The organism is Bacillus sp. AFS012607 (assembly GCF_002558005.1).
Taxonomy (GTDB): domain Bacteria; phylum Bacillota; class Bacilli; order Bacillales; family Bacillaceae_G; genus Bacillus_A; species Bacillus_A thuringiensis_S.
The window spans coordinates 236632-256710 of record NZ_NTVM01000020.1 but is presented as its reverse complement, the minus strand read 5'-3'; the positions used below and the strand labels follow the sequence as shown (position 1 = coordinate 256710).

Genomic DNA, 20079 nt, shown 5'->3' with positions numbered 1-20079 from the left:
TATAGAATGCGTATGTAATAAGGTAGGGGAAGAATTTTATGTCTTTATGTCGGCTAGCGAGAAAAAATATTAGAACATTTGCTACCAAAAGGATGAAGCAATTTATTTGGATTGCTATGAGTACTATGATTTTGTTTTTTATGATATCGTTACAATTTAATGAAGGAGCCATTTGGAAAGTAGGGGATACATTTGTATTTCAAATGTATTTTTACACGCTGTTTATTGTACTAATTTTCATATGTATTTTTACTACATATAAAATGATGTCCTCCCTTTTGCTAGTGAGGAGAGAGGAGTTTACATCTTATGTAGCAGAAAATATGAAAAGAAAAGAAGTGCTATGTTTATTATTTCAGGAGCAATTATTCATTTATGGAGCAGCATTTGTTTTCGGATTAATTAATGGGATGCTATTTTTAAAATTATTTACGGTTATCTTTATGAAAATCGCAGGGATACAAGGAGTAAATAGTGCGCCAATTACAATATATGCAATAGTAGTAGTGAGTATAATTATGATTGTTATCCTTCTATTATCGATGGTGCAATGTTTTCGATTTGTTCAAAGTTTACAAGATAAAAATTCGTTGCATTTCAAGAAAAAGGCATGAGAAATCATGCCTTTTTCTTGAAATGCCTTTTGAGAGGACTCCCACCTCTAAACGTAAATGAAGGTGGTGAGGTGAATCGAAAGAAATATTTTATTTTCAAGAAAAACAGAAACGTACGTTCTTTTTTGCTATAATATCCTTAACGAGGAGGTGAATAAAATGACAAAGGAAAATCCATCAAACTATAAAACTCTTCAAATTTGGATTAAAAAAGGGCATCGTATGTATTCTTATTTTCAAGAATGTTGTCATAACGCTAAGAATATGTATAACACCACAAACTTTTATATACGCCAGGTGTACACTGGATTAACACAAGAAAAAGAGTTGCAGCCTTTGCAAAAAGAAGTTCTGGATAATATTCATAAAAATATTGATAAGATGAATGACACACAACTCCTTGCCTATCGGAAGAAATTGGAAAAAGAGAAATTAAAGCCTAAAGAAGAACAGAAAGAGATTACATGTAATTTGTTTTCAGAACCTAATTTTGAAAAACCTTATGTAGATTACAACTTTCTAGATGCACTATTTAAGGCTATGATTCAAAATGATTATCGAGCTTTGCCTACGCAATGTAGCCAGTCAATCATGAAGGGTTTGTTCCAAAATTGGAAATCTTTTTTTGCTAGTTTAAAAGACTATAAAAAGAATCCAAACAAATATGCTGGAACGCCTAGGATTCCAAAGTATATTCGTTCTTCTGAAAAAGAGATTCTGTATACAAACCAAGATTGTATCATTAAAAACGGTAGATTTTTAAAGTTTCCAAAGACGAAATTACAATTAAATATTGGGAAACTAGGTTTCACTGAAGGTAAACTGAAACAAGTTCGTGTGATTCCAAAATACAATGAATATGTAGTGGAATTGGTAATTGATGTTCCTTCTGAACAACAAATGATTGAAGAGAATGCTCGTTATATGAGTATTGATTTAGGGATTGATAACCTTGCAACCATCGTAACAAACACAGGTATGAAACCTGTCCTTGTTAAGGGCAAACATGTCAAAAGCATAAATCAATATTACAACAAAATGAAGAGTCATTTTACAAGCATTCTTAGAAATGGAAAACAAACGAATGAAGGACCTTTTACTTCTAAAAGGATAGAAAAACTTCATCAAAAACGTTACTTGAAAATAAAAGACGTCTTCCATAAAGTTAGTCACCATATCGTAAAACTAGCTCAAGAAGAAGAAGTTTGTAAAATCGTTATTGGTCAAAACAAAAGTTGGAAACAAGAAACGAATATGGGAAAAAGAAATAACCAATCGTTTTGTCATATCCCGCACAATTTACTGATTCAAATGATTACATACAAAGCAAATGCTGTAGGCATTCAAGTTGTTGTAACTGAAGAATCATATACATCGAAAGCAAGTTTTCTGGATAACGACTTCATTCCAACGTATGGAGAAAATGACCAAAATACAACTTTTTCAGGAAAACGAATAGAGCGCGGCATATATCGTTCAGCAAATAAAACTTTAATTAATGCTGATGTAAATGCTGCGGCTAACATTTTACGAAAAGTAATCCCAAATGCATGGACAAATGGGATAGAGGGGTTAGGCGTGAAACAGCTCGCTAATGTGTTAACTCCTCTGACGTTAATCGTCCGTTAGGTCGAAACGTTAGAAACCCCCACTTCAAGCTTTGCTAAGTGGGGGAGTGTTCATTTTACACATAAAAATAATCATGTTACAGTGAAAAGACCTGACAAAGAATGGGAAGGAAAGGTTGTATAGAATGACAAATGAACAATCAATTGTAAAAGTCGATCGGTTAACGAAGCGAATTGGCTCAAAGACACTTGTACAAAATATTAGTTTTGAAGTGAAAAAAGGCGAGGTTGTCGGTTTACTCGGACCAAACGGTGCTGGAAAAACGACTTTAATGAGAATGATGGTTGGTATGATCCGTATGACAGAAGGTGAAGTATGGATTGATGGTCAATCTGTGAAACAGCAATTTGAAAAAACCGCTGCGAAAATTGGGGCGGTAATTGAGACACCCGAATTTTATCCTTTTTTGAGCGGGTATGAAAATTTAACATATTTCGGACGAATGAATGGTAATGTGACCGAAGAACGTATCGATGAAGTAGTGAAATTGTTAGGAATGGGACAAGTAATTAATCGTAAAGTAAAAGCATATTCACTTGGCATGAGACAACGTTTAGTAATCGCTCAGGCGCTTATTCACGATCCGGATGTGTTGGTACTAGATGAACCGACGAATGGATTAGACCCTAGTGGAATACATGAAATGAGAATGTACATAAAAAAAATTGCACATGAACAAGGAAAAGCTGTACTTGTATCGAGTCACTTACTTTCAGAAGTTGAATTAATGTGTGACAGAGTTATCATTATTCAGCACGGGGAATATGTGGCTACGCAAAACATTCAGCATAGTCAAAGTGAAGAGATGGAGACGATCCGTATACGTGTAGATGATGCGAATAAAGCAGCGGAAATGTTAGGGCATGATGTTTTAGTAAAAGATAATGAATTAATTATTAACGTAAAAGATGAAGAAATCCCAAATGTTATTCGTACATTGCTTGAGAAAAACATTCAAGTGTATCGTGTATATGAAGAAAGAAAAACGTTAGAAGAGCAATTTTTAGAATTAACAGGGGGAAAAGATATTGTTTAATTTAGTATATAACGAACTGTATAAAATATTTAAGCGGAAGCGAACGATTATTCCATTTGCGGTTATTGCAGTATTAATAATCGGATTAGGGTGGGTTACGGTAAAGTATTTTGAACCGGAAACAAAAGGATGGAAAGTAGATTATACAGAACGTACTGTAGAAATTGAGAAAAAGCTTGGCATGAAAAAAGAAGCTATTTTAGCAGAAAAATCAGGGGATGAGCTTGTAAAAGAATACCAGCTTAAGATGAAGCATTTAGATACGGATACAGCACCGGCAAGCAGTTCTCCACTTTCTTTCATGAGAGATACAGGTTTTATTGTATTTCCAATTTTGCTCCCATTTATCCTCGTGTATGCAAGTACAATTTTTGCGAATGAATATAGCTGGGGAACATATAAATTTTTAACAATCCGTCCGGCGAGTCGATTTAAAATTTTAACAGCAAAGTTTTTAGCAATCGTTATATTTGCAGCTTTATTGTTTATATTTAATATGATTTTCTCCGCTTTATGTGGACTTGTTATTTATAAATTCCAACAGCCTGCATGGAGTGAGTTTATTTTCCAAGATGGAAATATAATAAAACAAAATATTTTTGTGGAAGCAAGTAAATATTATGTTTTATCGTGGTTACCAACGGTTGTGTATGCATCGTTTGCATTTATGATTTCTGTGTTAACGAGATCTAGTGGAGGTGCAATTGGTATTTCACTATTCCTTGCTTTATCAGGCAATATTGCGTTATTAGCAGCCACTAGATATAACTGGGCGAAATATTTATTGCCAGCAAACACAGATTTATATAGTATTTCAAAGAATGGAAGTTTTATTGATGGAGTAACATTCCCGTTTGCATCATGTATGTTACTACTTTATTTGTTCGTATTTTTATGTATTTCATATACTGTGTTTTTAAAACGTGATTTAACTTAATAAGAAAAGCCGTTCAGGGTGCTGAGATGCACTTTGAACGGCTTTTTTTATGAGAATTGTTTAAGTGCTCTTTCGGCTAGTAAAGCAAAGTATTCGGCACTTATAGGCAGTGCCTCTTCATTAATTGTAAAAGCAGGATGATGCCATTCATGTGTACCGCTCGTTCCCATAAAGACGAATGAACCTGGTATTTCCTGTTGGTAAAATGAAAAATCTTCTCCAGCCATTGACGGACTAGGCGAGATGATATTAAGATTCATCTTTGTGGCAACGTGAGTAGATAAGTCTGTAAGAGCTTTATCGTTGTGAACAGCAGGAGGACCTGAATAAAAACGAAATTCCGTTTTTACACCTAATGCATCAGATACACCTTTAATAATACGCTCCATGAGTGCTGGGATCTTTTCACGTGTTTCAGCTTGGAACGTGCGAATAGTTCCTTCTAACGTAGCTTTTGCAGGAATCACGTTCCACGTATTTCCCGCATGAATATTTGTAACACTAACAACTGCATTATGAGATGAACTTATATTTCGGCTTACAATTGTTTGCAGTGCCATCACAATTTGAGAGGATGCGACAATAGGATCTACGCCAGCATCTGGTACAGCCGCGTGTGTACCAACTCCGTGAATTTCAATTTCAAATCGATCAACTCCGGCCATCAGTGGACCATCTTTAATGCCAATTGTACCTACTGATAAATCAGGTTTATTATGCATGCCGAAAATCGCTTGCACATTACGTAAATGTCCAGCATTAATAACTTTGCAAGCGCCATTACTACTTTCTTCAGCTGGTTGGAATATGAAGCGAACCGTTCCATTTAGGGAAGATTCTCTTTCTTTTAATAAGAAAGCAGTACCTAAAATAGCAGCTGTATGAAAATCGTGTCCACAAGCATGCATTTTCCCTGGTACTTTAGATGCATAGGACAAATGTGTTTCTTCTTGAATAGGAAGGGCATCAATATCAGCACGAACTGCTACAATTGGTCCGTTTTTATTACCAGACACTTCAGCGATAATTCCTGTTTCTAAATTGGAATCAATGATAGTAATGTTTTTTTCTTCTAACCAATTTTTTATTGCTTTTGTTGTTTCGAACTCTTCATATGATAGTTCTGGATACTCATGTAAATGTCGGCGGATGGAAATAAGTTTTTCTTTTAGTTGATTTGAAATAGATACCATGTAGTATGCCTTCTTTCTTCAGCAAAATCTTTACTATAAGTATACAACAATAAAAGAGAGGATTTTCAAATGAAAATCCTCTCTCGTTCATGCTGCTATTTTTTTATGTGTATGATGTTTACGATAACGTCCGCGTCCACGCATTGCGTATGCAATTTGCGGGATTGCAATCCCGATTAAAATAAGTGATACACCGAACCATTGTGAAGATAGTACAGCCTCTTTTAAAACGAATACTGACATAATTGTTGTAACCGGTAGTTCCGCTGCACCAAGAATAGTCGCTAAGCCAGAACCGATTTTTGGAATCCCGATTGTAAAGGCAATAGATGGAATTACGATACTAAATGTTCCTAATCCTAAACCGTATTTCCAAAGACCTTGAGAAATGGCACCATTAAAAATAAATGTTGGTGGAAATACAATCATGACTAAAGTTAAAGCACCAGTCATTAAGAGAACACCGCGCGGTAATGAAGGTACTTCAACAGCAACTTTTCCGCTCACGAAAATGTATGTTGCGAATGTAACAGCAGATAATAAACCTAAAATGATTCCAGTCGTATCGAAAGCACCTGCTGATTGTTCTAGTAAACCACTGGATAAAAATGTCCCTACAAGTAAGAAAATAACAGAAATAACTTTTTCTCTTGAAGGTAATGTTTTTGTTGCGACTGCTTCAATGATAATTCCGACCCAAACGAATTGGAATAAAAGAATAATTGCAATAGAAGCTGGTACAGTTTTTAATGAAGCATAATAAAAAATTCCGGTAAAACTTGCAGATGTTCCTGCAACGAATAAAAGTAATGCTTGCTTTAAAGGAACGCGATGTCTAGAAAATAGAAGTGTAATAGCAAGCAAAATAATCCAACCGAACAAATATTGGCTGCCAATTACTTCTCCAAGTGAAAATCCTTCTGCATATGCAAGCTTAACAAAAATAGCTAAAATTCCATAACTACACGCTCCTAATAAAACTAAAAGAGAATAACGAAGCATGAAAAATTCCTCCCATCTATATGAAGTTGTTCCGTATCGAAAATATATAACTAGAGGGAAGTATACAAAATTAGAAATAAAGGGTCAAATGAAAGAAAAGTATGACATTTTATAGAATAATAATAAAAGTATGATATTTATGCATAATCTTGAAATTATTAATAGTAGAAGTATTATAAAATCAACTTTGCATTGTATAGAGACAGCATTTGAAAAAAATATTTTTTAAACCAATATGTAAATAGGCGTACTAGTAGCGTGCTAATTATTTGAGAAACTATGTTACCTTTGTTATGTTAATAACAATTAAAGGAGTTTCATAATCCATTTGAGTTTTTTCTATTATAATAGAAGGAAATGAAAACGTTTTATTAGAAACTGTGGGGAAGTGTGGTTTTTCTTATTGCCACGTTGTAAAAGTGATTTCACGAATTGTTCATAGTATTTTTATGTGTTTTTGTTACAATATTTAGGGAGAGGAGTGGAATGATGCAAGATATTAGTATTTTTTTAGCGTTTGGCGCCGGGTTCTTATCATTTATTTCCCCATGTTGCTTACCGCTTTATCCGGCATTTTTATCGTACATAACAGGTATGTCGGTTTCTGAATTGAAAGAAGAAAATGCAATGCTTCGCAAAAGAAGTATGATACATACAGCGTTTTTCTTACTTGGATTTTCAATTATATTTATTGCAATTGGATTTGGTACAAGTTTTATTGGAGGAATCTTTACTGACTATAAAGATTTAATCAGACAGTTAGGTGGTATCTTTATCATCGTGTTCGGCTTAATTATTGTCGGGGTGTTTAAGCCGAAATTTTTAATGCAAGACCGTAAATTTACATTTAAAAATCGTCCAAGTGGCTATTTTGGATCAGTACTAATTGGATTAGCCTTTGCAGCAGGATGGACGCCATGTACCGGACCAATTCTAGTGTCCGTAATTGGATTAGCAGCAACAAACCCAGAATCTGCAATGATTTACATGATTGCTTACATACTTGGATTTGCTATCCCGTTTTTCGTACTGTCATTCTTTATTACGAAAATGTCTTGGATTAAAAGAAATAGTATGGCCTTCATGAAAATCGGAGGATATATTATGATTGTTATGGGTGTCTTCTTATACTTTAACTGGATGACGAAAATTATCGTATATTTCTCAAGTTTATTTGGTGGTTTTACCGGTTTTTAGTATTATTCTGCGAAAATGTTGGAAATACTAACGGAAAAGCATATAATGAAAGTATATTTTGCATATAGCCACAAAAAAGGATGAGAAAATATGAACATAGTTGTTTTATCCAGTATCGTTGCTGTTTGTATGGCTGTCGGTGCGATGTTTATTCGTTTAAAAGCAGCTAAGAAACCTGCAACATTGAAAAAAATTATACTTCCACCATTTTTTATGAGTACGGGCGCATTGATGTATGTTTTTCCTGAATTTCGATTAACTCCAGCAGAAATGTTAGAAGCAATTGGTGTCGGTTTGATTTTCTCTATTTTTCTTATTAAAACATCTAAATTTGAAATTAGAGGACAAGAGATTTATTTGAAGCGTTCAAAAGCCTTTGTTTTTATATTAATTGGATTACTTGTAGTGCGGATTGTATTTAAAACATACTTAAGCCAATCTCTTGATTTAGGACAACTTAGTGGCATGTTCTTCTTACTTGCGTTTGCGATGATTGTGTCATGGAGAATTGCAATGTATCGTTCCTTTACGAAATTACAGAAGGAAATGGAAAAAGAAGATGGTTTTTATAATGAAAAAGATATGAAGCTAACTTAAAAACTGTATATGTACCAAATAAAAAGACAGCGTCAAAGGCGCTGTCTTTTTTATCGAAAATAATATGAAGTTACTTTGCGAGTAAAGATTGATAGTTAGAATAATCAATCTTTTTTTCTTGTAGTTTTTTAATTAAAAATTTATGATCACGCTTTGGTGTGGCAATGATATATCCTTTAATAATTAAGTCTTGTGTAATTTGAGAGGCATTTTCTTGTAATGCAAGTTCCCCAATTTTGCCAGCGATTTTTGATTTTGCAACATCGCGAAATAGTTCTGGAACAGGACTTACAAGCTCTTCTAACAATTGTTTTTGTTCGTCAGCCCATAAATGTCTCGTTTTATTTATGTAGTGTTCTTCCCAATCCAAAATGGACATGCCGTCTTCTTTTGGTAATCGTTTTAAAAATTTTCTGAACATAAAGTATCCACCGATAGACATAAGTCCTAATAAAATAACCGTCCATAATACAATGAACCAACTGAACCATCCTTCGAGCAAGCATATCCCCCCTTAATGATTACGGTTTTCTTTTATTCATATTATATACAGTGAGATTAATAGAAAGCAAGAACGCTTGGTCATTTTGACCAAGCGTTATAGTTTAAACGAAGTATAGTTGTTCAACACATAAATTATTATTATCGTCTTCAACATACTCAATAATAAGTGTGCCAACTTTACGATCTTTATCTTCAGTTGTGAAAATAGAGTAAGAAGTAAAACGTGTTTTTGATAGGCCGCTTATATGTGTAGGTAAAGAAATGTAGTCGTTATCGCGGAAGAATTCCATCAGTTCAATATCCTCAAATTCTTTTCGGTCAACTTGTTTGTTTGTATAACGGCGTTGAAGTTGTTTTAAAGATTCATTCCAAGAAATTGCTTTTGTGTCGTATACCATTGTTCTATCTCCTTACTGTATGTAATCATTAAGAACATATGTTCCAATCTAGTATACTCTTTTTATTAGAAAAGGGAAAGCAAAAAATAATGTAAGCTTGGATTTCCAAGCTTACATTATTGATGCGTCCGTCATAATCTCTATTTTTCATTATAAGTTAGATAAGAATAAGAAACAAGATGATATATATAATGTTGAGAGTTTTCAAATTTCTGTATATTATAGGTGTACTAAAGTGTAAGGGAATGAGAGGCATGGCATACGTAATTTCACTGCAAGGGCCGATGGCAAGCGGAAAAACAACATTGGCTAAAAGATTAGAAGAGAGAGGATATTCGGTTATATATGAAAATCCTTATCCAATTGTAGAAAAGCGAAAGCAATTAAATTTGGATGTGAATTCAAAAGAAGGGTTTATCATAAATCAAAAAATGTTTATCGAAGTAAAAATAAAGGAGTTTCAAAATGTGAAAGATTCAGTTGTTATTTTTGATCGTGGACCTGAAGATATTGAATTTTATACACTTTTTTATCCAATGATTATAGGGAAAGAGTGGGATATAGAAACTGGATTGAAAGATGAATTATATAAATTAAGAGAATGTCGTTCAGATGCTATTTTTTATTTAGATGTGACGAAAAAGAATGTATATGATAGAAAAAATAACGATAGGACAAGAAAACGAAGTACATTTGATGAGCAATTTAAATTAGTAGAAACGGAAAAAGGTTGGTATAGACAATTTCCTGTAACTTATTTGGACACGAATAGATTAACAGTGGACGAATTAGAGGCATATTTTATGAGATGGTTGAAGGAGAAAGCGTTATGAAAAAAATACTTTTATTCGTATATCCAACATTTGCGGAGTTTGAAATAACGGTAGCTACAGCATTGCTGAAAAAGAAATATGACATCATTACAGTAGGTTTAACTAAGGAATTGGTTATAAGTGAAACTGGGTTGCAAGTGCAGCCGCATATAGAAGTAAGTGAAGTACGTGTAGATGAGTATGAGGGGATACTTATTCCAGGTGGAGAAGAAGTACAGTTAAAAGATGCAAAAACTCTTTTTTCAATCATTCGTCAATTTCATGAACAAGAAAAATTAGTGGCGGCAATTTGCGCTGGACCGTATGCGCTAGCAAAAGCAGGCTTATTTAAGGGGATTTCTTATACTGCGACTATAGATTATCAAAAATTCGATTGTTTTCCAGTAAAAAATTTTGTGTATGAAGAAGTTGTGAAACATTCAAATATTATTACAGCACAGGGGCATGCATTTGTAGCATTTGGAATAGTGATTGCCTCTTATTTTGGAGTGGCAGACGAACATAATACAAATTTTTATTGTGGTAAAGGCAATGTAGTAATGGAGAAACTTTTACGAGAAAACGTGTAAAAGCTAGCAAATGCTAGCTTTTTTCTTTTTTACACCGATAAATTACTAACGTTTTTGGATCGCGCCATATACCGTTATGGAGAGATAATTCCTTGTTGATTTCTTCTGTTAGCCATTCTTTCATCTCGGCTTGAAGATACATATTATCGGGTATATTTAGCGATGGAAACATGCTAGAAATATAGTTTACTATTGGGGTAGCATGATGAAAAACGAGCGCATTATGAATAACTGTTTCTTCAACAGTTGGAAAAACGGATTGTAATATCTCTTTACCGTTTTCTAAACAAAATGGAGTGACTGATGATGTTGTTTTCGGTAAATCAAATGCGTCTAACATGCGGTTACACATTTCAATTATACGAGGTAGTGTAACGTTAGAATTTGTTGTAGCTAAAAGTGAGCCGCCGGGACGAATTACTTTATGTAATCCTTGAATTGTTGTTTCAACGTCTTTCACATGGTATAACATATGTCTTGCAATTATTAGGTCATAACAATTTGTTTCAAAAGGAAGTTTATTAGCATCCCCTCGTTTCCATTCTATTAAGTTATTCGTCTTAGCAGCTTGAGCAAGCATAGCTTCGGATTGATCCAACCCGGTTAATGGGCCTTTATGACCATTTGTTTGTAAAAGGGAAAGGAATTTTCCACTAGCGCACCCAACCTCTAATATGCTTTCTTCCCCTTGAAGTTGTAAATGTTCAATAACGATTTCATCTAAATTCACTTGTTTTTCTTCGTAATGTTTATGCGTATCGATACGTGTTTGTAAATTGTTACTGACGCTATATTGCCGTTTTACATCATTCATTTTTTCACATTCCACCTTCGTGCAAAATTGCTGAATCGCATGTGTTAATACGTCGGTTTTCTTTAAACCTTCATATTGAAGTGCAGATTCAAACCTTTCAAGTAATTTTTCTTCAATTCGAAAATGAATATCTTTTCGCTTCGTCATTGAAATATCGCCCCTTTGCATCTGTTAGTGAGACTATAGCACGTCTGAAAAATTTGTGTAAATCATTTGTGTACACAAATGGAGGAGATGAAAAAAATGTTTGAATGTGAGTTTAAACTATTGACGATTTAACCGTTTTCATATATTCTTAAATTAAGAAATATTCAAATAATTAAAAGAAATGAGAGAGTCACATGCTTCTTCAAGGAACACATCGAATTGGTCGTATGGCCATGTTGTTGGCACTTGCGGATGAGAATGAAAGCCCTGTATTATCTATTCCAAAAGGTTGGAAGTATTGTACGGGGAAAGTGGGTTCGATGAATTCGCAAAAAGTTGTAGCAGCAATGGAAACAGCGGCTAAGAGCAACCAAGTTATTGAAACAGATGTTTACAGAGAAACACATGCACTTTATCATGCAATTATGGAAGCATTGTACGGAGTGACGAGAGGTCAAATTCAGTTAGCAGACGTTCTTCGTACAGTAGGACTTCGATTTGCGATTGTGCGCGGTAGACCATACGACGGAAAAAAAGAAGGCGAATGGGTTGCTGTTGCGCTATATGGAACGATTGGTGCACCTGTAAAAGGATCTGAGCATGAGGCGATTGGTTTAGGAATTAATCACATATGATTTGCCCATAGTCTATTAGTTAGAAGGGGGCCTTACTTTTTTAGGACAGAAGTCTGTCTTAAAAAGATAAGGTCCCCTTTTGCCTTTTTAAGGAGGAAAAAAAGAATGATTACGTTAACAGGACACACATTGACAATTGAAGAAATGAAGAGATTGTTACTTGAAGGGGAAGGTGTAACAGCCTGTCCAACTAGTATGCAAAAGGTGGCGGAGTGCCGCGAAGTTGTTGAGAAAATTGTCGAGGACGGAAAAGTCGTTTATGGTATTACAACTGGATTTGGAAAGTTCAGTGATGTGCTTATTCAAAAAGATGATGTAAAGGCACTTCAACACAATTTAATTCAGTCACATGCATGCGGTATAGGCGATCCATTCCCTGAAGAAGTATCACGCGGTATGTTAATTTTACGAGCGAACACGATGCTTAAAGGAGTATCTGGTGTTAGACCGCTTGTTGTAAATATGCTTCTTGAGTTTGTAAATCGTAAAATTCACCCAGTTGTCCCGCAACAAGGTTCACTTGGTGCAAGTGGAGATTTAGCACCTTTATCTCATCTCGCTCTCGTATTATTAGGCGAAGGTGAAGTGTTCTATAAAGGGAAACGCGTTCATGCAATGGTTGCTCTTACAGAAGAAGGGCTTGAGCCAATTGAACTTGAAGCGAAAGAAGGTCTTGCGTTAATTAATGGTACGCAGGCGATGACAGCACAAGGAGTTCTTTCTTATATAGAGGCAGAAGCAACGGCGTATCAAGCTGAACTAATTGCTTCGATGACAATTGAAGGGTTACAAGGCATTATTGATGCATTTGATGAAAATGTTCATAAAGCACGTGGTTATAAAGAGCAAGTAGATGTAGCAAGCAGAATTCGTGACATTCTTCATGATAGTAAGTTAACAACAAAACAAGGAGAACTACGTGTACAGGATGCCTATTCACTTCGCTGTATCCCGCAAGTACACGGTGCTTCTTGGCAAGTTTTGAATTATGTGAAAGAAAAATTAGAAATTGAAATGAATGCAGCAACGGATAATCCGCTAATCTTTGATGGCGGAGAAAAAGTAATTTCGGGCGGGAATTTCCATGGTCAACCGATTGCGTTTGCGATGGACTTCTTAAAAGTAGGAATGGCGGAACTTGCAAATATTTCGGAGCGTCGTATTGAGCGTTTAGTAAATCCGCAATTAAATGATTTGCCTCCATTTTTAAGTCCAGAACCAGGACTTCAGTCTGGTGCAATGATTATGCAGTATGCAGCAGCATCACTTGTTTCTGAGAATAAAACGTTAGCACATCCAGCGAGTGTAGATTCAATCCCGTCGTCAGCTAACCAAGAAGATCATGTAAGTATGGGAACAATTGCTTCACGCCATGCACATCAAATTATTCAAAATGCAAGACGTGTTCTTTCAATTGAGATGATTTGTGCAATGCAAGCAGCAGAATATCGTGGTATTGAAAACATGAGTACAGTGACGAAGAGCTTCTACCATCAAGGTCGTCAGCAAGTACCTTCTATTACAAATGACCGTATATTCTCAACGGATATTGAAAATATTGCGCATTGGTTAAAAACGAATTATTCGATAAAAGAAAGATTAGATGTAAATGCAGCACTATAAAATGAGAAAAGGGAGAGATTGAAATGGAAAAAGTACAACAAACAATTCGCGCGCCAAGAGGTACAGAGTTACAAACGAAAGGGTGGGTGCAAGAAGCTGCACTTCGTATGTTAATGAACAATTTAGATCCTGAAGTTGCTGAAAAACCAGAAGAATTAGTTGTATATGGCGGAATTGGCCGTGCAGCTCGTAACTGGGAAAGCTACAATGCAATTGTAGATTCATTAAAAACGTTAGAAAGCGATGAAACGTTACTTGTTCAATCAGGAAAACCAGTTGCCATTTTTAAATCACATGAAGATGCACCGCGCGTTCTGTTAGCGAACTCAAACTTAGTACCAAAATGGGCGAATTGGGATCACTTCCGAGAACTAGAGAAAAAAGGACTTATGATGTACGGACAAATGACAGCTGGTAGCTGGATTTACATTGGAACACAAGGGATTCTACAAGGAACATATGAAACATTTGGTGAGGCAGCTCGTCAACATTTCGATGGTTCATTAAAAGGTACATTAACACTTACTGCTGGTTTAGGTGGTATGGGTGGTGCACAACCTCTTGCTGTAACGATGAATGGCGGTGTTGTCATTGCTATTGATGTAGATAAGCGCAGCATCGATCGTCGTATTGAAAAGAGATATTGTGATAAGTATACAGAATCATTAGAAGAAGCATTGGCTATTGCAAACGAGTATAAAGAGAAGAAAGAGCCTATTTCAATTGGATTATTAGGTAATGCAGCAGAAATTTTACCTGAGTTAGTAAATCGTAATATTATCCCTGACTTAGTTACGGACCAAACATCTGCTCATGATCCATTAAACGGTTATATTCCAGTAGGTTATACGTTAGAAGAGGCAGCGAAACTTCGTGAAGAAGACCCAGAACGTTACGTACAATTATCAAAAGAAAGTATGACAAAGCACGTAGAAGCAATGCTTGCGATGCAAGAAAAAGGCGCAATTACATTTGATTATGGAAATAACATTCGCCAAGTTGCTTTCGATGAAGGTTTGAAAAATGCTTTCGATTTCCCAGGATTTGTTCCAGCATTTATTCGTCCATTATTCTGTGAAGGAAAAGGACCATTCCGCTGGGTAGCTCTTTCTGGTGATCCAGAAGATATTTATAAAACAGATGAAGTAATTTTACGAGAATTCGCTGACAATGAGCATTTATGTAACTGGATTCGTATGGCGCGTCAACAAGTGGAGTTCCAAGGGCTTCCATCACGTATTTGTTGGCTAGGTTACGGTGAGCGTGCGAAGTTTGGCCGCATCATTAATGAAATGGTGGCAAATGGTGAATTATCAGCACCGATCGTTATTGGTCGTGACCATTTAGATTGCGGTTCAGTAGCATCTCCAAACCGTGAAACAGAAGCGATGAAAGACGGTAGTGATGCAGTAGCAGACTGGCCAATTTTAAATGCATTAATTAATAGTGTAAACGGTGCGAGTTGGGTATCTGTTCACCACGGTGGCGGCGTTGGTATGGGTTATTCACTTCACGCTGGAATGGTTATTGTTGCAGATGGAACAGAAGCAGCAGCAAAACGTATTGAGCGCGTATTAACTTCTGACCCTGGTATGGGTGTTGTTCGTCACGTTGATGCAGGATATGATTTAGCAGTGGAAACTGCGAAAGAAAAAGGCGTTAACATTCCAATGATGAAATAAGGGGGAGAAAACATGCTGGACACTTTACTAATAAATATCGGTCAATTACTAACAATGGATCAAGAAGATGGCTTGTTAAGGCGGGAAGCGATGAACACGCTTCCTGTTATCGAAAACGGTGTGGTTGGAATTGAAAATGATGTAATTACTTTCGTTGGAACAGCGGAAGAAGCGAAAGGACTTCAGGCGAAAGAAGTTATTGATTGCGGCGGGAAAATGGTTTCTCCTGGTCTTGTTGATCCGCATACTCATCTTGTATTTGGTGGATCTCGCGAAAATGAAATCGCACTAAAATTACAAGGAGTTCCGTACTTAGAAATTTTAGAACAAGGCGGAGGTATTCTTTCAACTGTAAATGCAACGAAACAGGCGTCGAAGGAAGAACTTGTTCAAAAAGCGAAATTCCATTTAGACCGTATGCTATCTTTCGGAGTTACTACTGTAGAAGCGAAGAGCGGTTACGGATTAGATGATGAGACGGAATGGAAACAATTAGAGGCAACAGCACAATTACAAAAAGAGCATCCGATCGATTTAGTTTCCACATTTTTAGGTGCTCATGCAGTTCCGAAAGAATATAAAGGTAGATCGAAAGAATTTTTACAATGGATGTTAGACTTATTGCCAGAAATGAAAGAGAAGCAATTAGCGGAGTTCGTTGATATTTTCTGTGAAACAGGTGTGTTCTCTGTCGAAGAATCAAAAGAGTTTTTATTAAAAGCGAAAGAGCTTGGCTTTGATGTGAAAATTCATGCGGATGAAATAGACCCTCTTGGTGGTGCGGAAGCAGCGGCAGAAATTGGTGCAGCATCAGCGGACCATTTAGTTGGCGCTTCTGATAAAGGGATTGAAATGCTTGCAAACTCGAATACAGTAGCAACATTATTACCAGGAACAACTTTCTATTTAAATAAAGAAAGCTTTGCTCGTGGTCGTAAAATGATTGATGAAGGTGTTGCAGTTGCGTTAGCTACAGACTTTAACCCAGGTAGCTGTCCAACTGAAAATATTCAGCTTATTATGAGCATTGCGATGCTAAAACTGAAAATGACACCAGAAGAAGTGTGGAATGCCGTAACGGTTAACTCATCATATGCCATTAACCGTGGTGATGTAGCTGGGAAAATTAGAGTTGGTCGTAAGGCAGATTTAGTTTTATGGGATGCTTATAATTATGCTTACGTACCGTATCATTACGGCGTAAGTCATGTGAATACAGTATGGAAGAATGGTAATATTGCATATACAAGAGGTGAACAATCGTGGAGCACGGCCACTATTTAAAGAAGAATGCAAAGTTTATTGATCGTGAAGTGACAAAATGGAGTGAGATAATTAAAGATTGGGAGGAAGGCGTAGAAATATTCGGTGCTGCCTTAATTGGAGCACCCCTTTCTAAGCCATCTATTAGTCATTCAGGAGCAAGTTTTGCTCCAAAAACAATTCGTGCGATGTTAGATGCATATAGTACGTACGCAATTACAGAAGAACACGATATGAAAGAAAGTGTCTTATATGATTGCGGCGATATCACGATGCATGTGACGGATATAAAAGAAAGTCATAACCGAATTGCGAAAACAGTTGGTCATGTAACGAAAGTAAATCCGAACATGGTACCAATCGTTCTTGGTGGTGACCACTCGATTAGTTTTCCGAGTATAACAGGCTTTACAAACAGTAAAGGAAAGGTCGGGATTATTCAATTTGATGCTCATCATGATTTACGTAATTTAGATGATGGAGGCCCGTCAAATGGTACACCATTCCGTAGTTTATTAGAAAATGATGTCATTACAGGGAAACAACTTGTTCAAATTGGAATTCGTAATTTTTCTAACGCACGTGCGTACCATGAATATGCAATAGAGCATGGCGTAACAGTGTATACAATGAAAGACGTACGAGAGCGAGAAATAAAAGATATTATCACGGAAAGTATTGAAGTATTAAGAAAACAAGGTGTGACTTCTATTTATATTTCTCTTGATATGGATGTACTAGACCAAGCGTTTGCACCAGGTTGTCCAGCAATTGGGCCTGGTGGAATGGATAGTACGACTTTACTAGATGCGATTGAATTCCTTGGTAAAGAACCGCTCGTTCAAGGAATGGATATAGTAGAGATTGATCCAACTCTTGATTTTAGGGATATGACGAGCCGAGTAGCTGCGCAAGTAATTATGAGTTTTCTTTTAGCGAGGGAAACAATTAGTAAGCGGGTTAGTATATAGACGGAAAAGTAGATCTTTATCTATGCATTATCAAAAACACATTACTACTCAAAAGTAGTGATGTGTTTTTATGTTAAAAGAGAATGAATGTGTATGGAACCGTTAATAAAATTGCGGGTTGTTATAGTGTATTGTGTAAATTTAATTTCTTGCTTCTGAAGTGTTGACTTGTAAAATAATTTTATGATAAAATAAAATTTTTGCTAAAAAACTAAAAGTATGTTAAGCTTGAGAAGGTTACCATATATGGAGGTGGATTATTTGTTTCAAATTGGCGATAACATTGTTTATCCAATGCAGGGAGCAGGTATAATTAAAGCCATAGAAGAGAAGGAAATCTCAGGAGAAAAACAACAGTATTATGTTATAAAAATGTCGGCTAGTAATATGGAACTAATGATTCCAGCAGGGAGAATATCGAATTCGAATATACGACCAGTTACGGATATAACCGCATTAGTACACATAATGGATATTTTTCAACATGGGGAGTCAGATAGATTACTTACGTGGAAACAAAGGTATAAATTGAACACTGATAAAATAAAGACGGGTAAAATGCAAGAAGGTGCTGAAGTTGTGCGTGATTTAATGCGTATACAGAAAGAAAAAGCACTTAATGCAAGCGAAAAGAAGATGTTAGATAACGCATATGAATTTTTGATTAGTGAGCTGGGATTAATTGAAGGTATCACAGAAAATCAGATAAAAAGCTTTTGTTAAGGTTCATTACAAATAATGTATTATATCCCAAAAAAGATCTTGAATTTTTTGGGAACATAATTATAGAAAATTTATCATTTCAAAGACATTCAACTCTTTCACACCACTTTTAGAGCATTACCTCTATTGTTATTACTACAATCAAATCCATTTTTATTTTTTAATTTCATTTATGAATGTTCGAAGTTTAATTGAATACTTCGATAAAATAGTTACTTGATTTTTGCAATCCTGATTCACACTGGCACGGACGAGGAGCCGTAAGGATGAAAGAGAGGTAGGGCTTTCATTGTTTTAGGTATATAAGTTATTATTTTTAGAAGAATACTGAACCATATTCACTTCTATTGATAAGGTATTTTTTATATTAAAGAGATAAATGAATTGACAACCATATATGTTCAACAAAAAAGGTTTCCTTCTAAGGAAACCTTTTTAATATTATTTATAGCATTTTATTTTTTTTATATTCGAATTTTTTATTGTAAAGTCGTAAAAATTGACGTTACTATCTAAAAGTAAGTATGATGCGATTATAGTAAGATTTTTTAGGGGGAAGAAAGATGACAAGTTCAAGTAATAAAGCAGCGAGTATTTATGAAGGAACAAATGTAAACGCTGGGGGATCTTTTGAAAACGTTGAAGAAACAAAGTTGTTTGATCCAATTCAAATTGGAGCTTGGTCTCTTCGTAATCGTATAGCAATGGCACCAATGACAAGATGCTTTGCAGATAATGAGACTGGAGCAGTGGGTGCTGATGTAGTGGAATACTATAGAAAGCGTGCTGCTGACGGAGTTGGATTAATTATTACAGAAGGAATTGTCATTAGTCCAAGAGCGAAAGGGAATCCAGGAGTACCAGGAATTTATACACAAGAACAAATCGATTCTTGGAAACCTGTTACAGAGGCAGTACATAAAGAAGGCGGGACGATTATTGCTCAAATATGGCATGTTGGGCGTATGAGTCATCATGAAATAATTGGTGGCCAAATGCCGCAAGCACCATCTGCTATCGCTGCAGAGGGAAATGTTCCACGTTTTCGTAAACCGTTTGATACGCCAGAAGCAATGACGTTAGAAGAAATACAAGAAGTGATTGGTCAATACGCACAAGCTGCGAAAAATGCAATCGAAGCTGGATTTGATGGAATAGAAATTCACGGTGCACACGGATATTTAATTGATCAATTTACGTATGACTCTGCGAATAAGCGAACAGATAAATATGGCGGTAATTTAAAACAAAGGTTAACGTTTATGAAAGAAGTAACGGCTGCTGTAATAGAAGCTGTTGGAGCTAATAAAACACTTCTTCGCTTCTCTGCTTTCAAAGGTGATAATCCTACTTATATGTGGGAAAATCCTGAGCTTGCAATTGAAACGTTCGTAAATATGTTCAAAGAAGTTGGATTAACGATGATCCATCCTTCAACGATGAATTATACGCAAGAAATTGCTGACGGAAAGAATTTTCATCAACTAGTAAGAAAATATTGGGATGGTACAATTGTTGGGGTTGGTAATTTAAATCCGAAAGAGGCCGAAGAAGCGTTGCAAGAAGGAACGATTGATGTAGTGGCATTCGGCAGACCGTTAATTGCTAATCCAGACTTTGTTCATCGAATTAAACATGCTGAAAGTTTAGTTGAATATGACGCGAAAGAGCATCTTGTTACGTTAGTATGAATAAAGATAAAAGGAGAACAC

At 35.7% G+C, this 20079-nt stretch carries 20 protein-coding genes; 15 read left to right on the top strand and 5 right to left on the bottom strand.

The genetic code is table 11. The features are described 5' to 3' along the window. The first annotated feature begins 38 nt into the window (after positions 1-38). The 4 genes from CN409_RS22700 (at position 39) to CN409_RS22685 (ending at position 4216) form a co-directional block, all read left to right on the top strand. Positions 39-614 carry an FtsX-like permease family protein gene (locus tag CN409_RS22700; RefSeq protein WP_098217940.1) on the top strand — a complete coding sequence of 192 codons (576 nt, stop codon included), beginning with the start codon at positions 39-41 and terminating at the stop codon, positions 612-614. A 159-nt stretch (positions 615-773) separates the two neighbouring features. Beyond that, entirely contained in the window at positions 774-2243 is a 1470-nt protein-coding gene (locus CN409_RS22695) for an RNA-guided endonuclease InsQ/TnpB family protein (RefSeq protein WP_000159708.1), read from the top strand. Between the two features lie 124 nt (positions 2244-2367). Then, positions 2368-3279 (top strand): ABC transporter ATP-binding protein, encoded by a 912-nt coding sequence (locus tag CN409_RS22690; RefSeq protein ID WP_141527735.1) that lies wholly within the window; start codon positions 2368-2370, stop codon positions 3277-3279. Then, a complete protein-coding gene (locus tag CN409_RS22685; RefSeq protein WP_000482759.1) occupies positions 3272-4216 on the top strand; it encodes an ABC transporter permease in 945 nt (314 codons plus the stop codon). Before CN409_RS22690 ends, CN409_RS22685 begins: the two co-directional genes overlap by 8 nt. 47 nt (positions 4217-4263) lie before the next feature. On the opposite strand, the gene CN409_RS22680 is transcribed toward CN409_RS22685, so the two are convergent. Both CN409_RS22680 and CN409_RS22675 read right to left on the bottom strand, forming a co-directional pair. After that, positions 4264-5409, bottom strand: a complete 1146-nt coding sequence (locus CN409_RS22680) for a M20 peptidase aminoacylase family protein (RefSeq protein ID WP_000253664.1) — start codon at positions 5407-5409, stop codon at positions 4264-4266. 87 nt (positions 5410-5496) lie between these two features. Beyond that, complete coding sequence (locus tag CN409_RS22675; protein WP_000947042.1) at positions 5497-6411, bottom strand: EamA family transporter; 915 nt, start codon at positions 6409-6411, stop codon at positions 5497-5499. 489 nt (positions 6412-6900) lie between these two features. Here CN409_RS22675 and ccdA point away from each other — a divergent pair, with 489 nt between their 5' ends. Next, complete coding sequence (gene ccdA, locus CN409_RS22665; RefSeq protein WP_001152674.1) at positions 6901-7608, top strand: cytochrome c-type biogenesis protein CcdA; 708 nt, start codon at positions 6901-6903, stop codon at positions 7606-7608. Positions 7609-7698: 90 nt separating this feature from the next. Further along, positions 7699-8205: a CcdC family protein gene (locus CN409_RS22660; protein WP_001028640.1), complete on the top strand. Its 507-nt coding sequence runs from the start codon at positions 7699-7701 to the stop codon at positions 8203-8205. Between the two features lie 70 nt (positions 8206-8275). Here the strand turns inward: CN409_RS22660 and CN409_RS22655 are convergent, their stop codons facing one another. Together CN409_RS22655 and CN409_RS22650 are read right to left on the bottom strand one after the other, a co-directional pair. Further along, on the bottom strand, positions 8276-8707 hold the full coding sequence (locus CN409_RS22655) for a DUF2621 domain-containing protein (RefSeq protein WP_000889371.1): 432 nt from the start codon (positions 8705-8707) through the stop codon (positions 8276-8278). A 103-nt stretch (positions 8708-8810) separates the two neighbouring features. Continuing rightward, on the bottom strand, positions 8811-9107 hold the full coding sequence (locus CN409_RS22650) for a hypothetical protein (protein ID WP_000262400.1): 297 nt from the start codon (positions 9105-9107) through the stop codon (positions 8811-8813). 254 nt (positions 9108-9361) lie between these two features. On the opposite strand from CN409_RS22650, the gene CN409_RS22640 reads away from it, so the two are divergent. Both CN409_RS22640 and CN409_RS22635 read left to right on the top strand, forming a co-directional pair. Further along, positions 9362-9940, top strand: coding sequence for an AAA family ATPase (locus CN409_RS22640; RefSeq protein WP_097981078.1), 579 nt, complete (start codon positions 9362-9364; stop codon positions 9938-9940). Then, complete coding sequence (locus tag CN409_RS22635; RefSeq protein ID WP_000722190.1) at positions 9937-10509, top strand: DJ-1/PfpI family protein; 573 nt, start codon at positions 9937-9939, stop codon at positions 10507-10509. Before CN409_RS22640 ends, CN409_RS22635 begins: the two co-directional genes overlap by 4 nt. A 13-nt stretch (positions 10510-10522) precedes the next feature. On the opposite strand, the gene CN409_RS22630 is transcribed toward CN409_RS22635, so the two are convergent. Beyond that, positions 10523-11470, bottom strand: coding sequence for a class I SAM-dependent methyltransferase (locus tag CN409_RS22630; protein WP_016098818.1), 948 nt, complete (start codon positions 11468-11470; stop codon positions 10523-10525). A gap of 194 nt (positions 11471-11664) precedes the next feature. Here CN409_RS22630 and hutP point away from each other — a divergent pair, with 194 nt between their 5' ends. From hutP to CN409_RS22595, 7 genes are all read left to right on the top strand, one after another. After that, complete coding sequence (hutP, locus tag CN409_RS22625; RefSeq protein WP_000926515.1) at positions 11665-12105, top strand: hut operon transcriptional regulator HutP; 441 nt, start codon at positions 11665-11667, stop codon at positions 12103-12105. 105 nt (positions 12106-12210) lie between these two features. Further along, positions 12211-13728 (top strand): histidine ammonia-lyase, encoded by a 1518-nt coding sequence (hutH, locus tag CN409_RS22620; RefSeq protein WP_000631844.1) that lies wholly within the window; start codon positions 12211-12213, stop codon positions 13726-13728. Between the two features lie 23 nt (positions 13729-13751). Next, a complete protein-coding gene (gene hutU, locus CN409_RS22615) occupies positions 13752-15410 on the top strand; it encodes a urocanate hydratase (RefSeq protein WP_000416938.1) in 1659 nt (552 codons plus the stop codon). A gap of 12 nt (positions 15411-15422) precedes the next feature. Then, a complete protein-coding gene (gene hutI / locus CN409_RS22610) occupies positions 15423-16694 on the top strand; it encodes an imidazolonepropionase (protein ID WP_000887549.1) in 1272 nt (423 codons plus the stop codon). Beyond that, positions 16673-17644 (top strand): formimidoylglutamase, encoded by a 972-nt coding sequence (hutG, locus tag CN409_RS22605; RefSeq protein ID WP_097981077.1) that lies wholly within the window; start codon positions 16673-16675, stop codon positions 17642-17644. The genes hutI and hutG overlap by 22 nt, the downstream gene beginning before the upstream one ends. Before the next feature lie 261 nt (positions 17645-17905). Beyond that, on the top strand, positions 17906-18367 hold the full coding sequence (locus CN409_RS22600) for a CarD family transcriptional regulator (protein WP_170264802.1): 462 nt from the start codon (positions 17906-17908) through the stop codon (positions 18365-18367). 563 nt (positions 18368-18930) lie between these two features. Continuing rightward, positions 18931-20058: an alkene reductase gene (locus CN409_RS22595; RefSeq protein WP_000204594.1), complete on the top strand. Its 1128-nt coding sequence runs from the start codon at positions 18931-18933 to the stop codon at positions 20056-20058. Positions 20059-20079: the final 21 nt, after the last annotated feature.